Below are 2,779 nucleotides of genomic sequence, written 5' to 3' on the forward strand. Positions count from 1 at the left end.
GGTTCGTGCTCGTCGCTCACGATATGTTCGTCTTCCATCTCGAATTGAAAGGCGCGGTACCGAGCCTGGCCGAACAGAGCAGCGATATCGGACCGGGGAAGAAACAGCATGGTCACCACCTCCCGTGGGCAGCCTGGCGTAGATCTCAAGGACGATTTGTCAACGATCGGCATCTTTCGGATAGGCTGTCTGCTACCCGTGTCATGAATTCTCTACCGCTGGTCGGCTGATGTTTCGGATGGAGTCCCGGCAAAACCCTGACGACCGACGCTTCAAACGGATGAAGCGTATAGAGAACGGTGACCCGTGGCACGGCCCGCTGGGCAGGGTCGCGTGGCACGCTGACGCGATGGGTGCAGGCGCGGAAGCGATCGTTACTGATAAACCGCAGCCATGCACCGCTGATCACGACAAGAGAACCGGCTGGCGTGTGGACCCTGCTCCAAGCCTTGCTGCGCGGGCGATACACCTGCAGCCCTTCGATAGGACTGCCCGCCATCAGGCTGATGAGTCCATAGTCCTCGTGAGCGAGGACGCGGGCCGGCGAGGCAAGGCTCCCGGCATCATTACTGATGGGTGGGTAATGATTGATCCTCAGCACGTCGTTCGTGGGGACGATCTCCTCGTCATAGACCGAAGGATCGATATCCAGATGCCGGAGCAGCGCTCTGCCGAGCTGTGGAGTCAATTCCTCGCACGCCTGCCAGAATTTTCTGAACGCGGCTTCGAACTTCTCGTCAGGCCAGTAGCTGAGGGCCTTGTCCGCATCTTCCCCTGGCATCCGGAAGGCGGATCTGTCGAACTCCCATGCTTCTACCGCATGGGGCAGCGAAGGCATGCTCTCCTGGAGTGGAACGTACCCCAGGTAATACGGCTCTCCATAGGCGCAGTCTGGTGAGACGAACCTCAATTTTTGTTCATCGGGTATCGTTGTGAAAACGTTCAATGCGTGATCATCGGTGGCCTGGAGTTCTTCGGCGCCGATACCGTGGTTGATCAAAATCGCGATCCCGACGTCCTCCATCGCTGTGCCCAGGATGTTGATGAAGCGATCTCGTGCCGCCGGGTCGCCCGTGAGATCCGCCATGTCGCAGACCGGTGGCTGGAAATTGTCGTCGAAGTTGTCGCCGGGGCTCTCGATGAGCGTGTACCCGGAATAGTCGAGATCGTCGGTTACCGTTCCGAATTTGGATACCGCATCGTCGGTTTCTTTATTGATCACGCCTTGACCCCTTTTGGACGACGATATCCTAGCGAAAGCAACTCGGACTGGTGCCCGATAATGATCGAGTAGCAGGTACGCTAGAGAAGCGCGAACTGGATAATTTGCGACCGCTGATGCGAATCTTCGTCCGACTCTCGGTTGACGCGAACCTGTGCTGTATTCAACATCGCATCACCACAGCTGCGCTGTCAATAGTCGCAGATCACGGCGACGTTCACGTCGGCGATCAGAATTCCCTTCACGCGTGCACAGAGCGACTTTCCGCGATCTGGGGAAGTGTCGCGAGTGTCAAGACCTATGGACCACCTGTCCGGAATTTCGGTTGTGCCACGGGCAATTTCGGCATGGCGAGCCGGAACTCTCTGCGACACTCGAGTTCAGGATCATGTGTCGGGTTGTCGCGACGGTCGGCGGCGTGTCCCGAGCGGCACCGGAAGCTCGTACTCCGAGGACGGTAGCCTCGGGTGCCGTGACCGAGGACCGACTGGCACCGACCGCCGCCCCGGCGGAGCTCGCTCCCGACCTGCGGTCGTTGGATCGGCGCGACAAGCCAAGCCGCACCGATTCGCTGGCCGCCCAGGCGTGCACCATCGTCGGCGGGCCGGTGGGCGATCATGCCCTGATCGGCCGGGCCCGTTTCTGGACCCCGCTGCGGGTGCTGCTCGCGTTCGCGGTGGTGTTCCTGGCGCTGGGCTGGTTCGGCAAGGCCGGCTGCATCCAGCAGGCCGGCCCCGGCGGCCAGCTGTCCTGGGACTCGAACAACGGCCGTCAGTACGTCGCCATGTGCGTCACGGACACCGTGCCGCTCTACAGCGTCGAGCGGCTGAACGAGGGCGCGTTCCCGTACAAGAAGTCGTGGACCGAGTATTCCGACGGCAGGTCGCAGACCCGGTACATGGAGTATCCGGTGCTGTCGGGCCTGTACCAGTACGTGTCCATGGAGGTCGCCAACGCCTGGGATCTGTTGCCGCTGCCCAAGGCGCTGCCGGTGGTGGTCTATTTCAATGTCGTCGTGGTGGGCCTGGCCCTGGCCTGGCTGGTGACCGTGTGGGCGTCGGCCATGCTGTCCGGGCGGCGGGTCTGGGATGCCGCGCTGGTGGCGCTGTCGCCGTTGGTACTGGTGCACGCTTTCACCAATTTCGACGCTCTCGCAACGGCTTTCGCGGCCACCGGCCTGCTGGCCTGGGCGCGGCGGCGCCCGGTGCCGGCCGGTGTGCTGTTCGGGCTCGGCGGCGCAGCGAAGCTGTATCCGCTGCTGCTGCTCGGCCCGATCGTGGTGCTGTGCCTGCGCGCCGACACCTGGCATCGGCTGCCCTCGCTGCGGGAACTGCTGCGGTACAGCGAGACCGGATACCGGCAGGCGATCCGCGAGTACCTGGGCGGCGCGCACACGCGGCCGATGCGCGCGGCCGGGGTCGCGGCGGCCGCGGCCGCGGTGACCTGGCTGGTGGTGAACCTGCCGATCGCGCTGCTGTTCCCCGACGGCTGGCGAGAGTTCTTCCGGCTCAACACCGAACGTCACGCGGACGACGACTCGATCTACAACGTGATCAC

General features: G+C 62.9%; 2 protein-coding genes. One reads left to right on the top strand and one right to left on the bottom strand.

The genetic code is table 11. The features are described 5' to 3' along the window. Positions 1 to 145 precede the first annotated feature (145 nt). Entirely contained in the window at positions 146 to 1,222 is a 1,077-nt protein-coding gene (locus ACFWPJ_RS29725; protein ID WP_378856366.1) for a 2OG-Fe(II) oxygenase family protein, read from the bottom strand. 388 nt (positions 1,223 to 1,610) lie between these two features. On the opposite strand from ACFWPJ_RS29725, the gene ACFWPJ_RS29730 reads away from it, so the two are divergent. Then, on the top strand, positions 1,611 to 2,779 hold a 1,169-nt coding region (locus ACFWPJ_RS29730), incomplete at its 3' end, for a glycosyltransferase family 87 protein (protein WP_378856368.1).

This window comes from Nocardia sp. NPDC058497, assembly GCF_042720195.1.
Taxonomy (GTDB): domain Bacteria; phylum Actinomycetota; class Actinomycetes; order Mycobacteriales; family Mycobacteriaceae; genus Nocardia.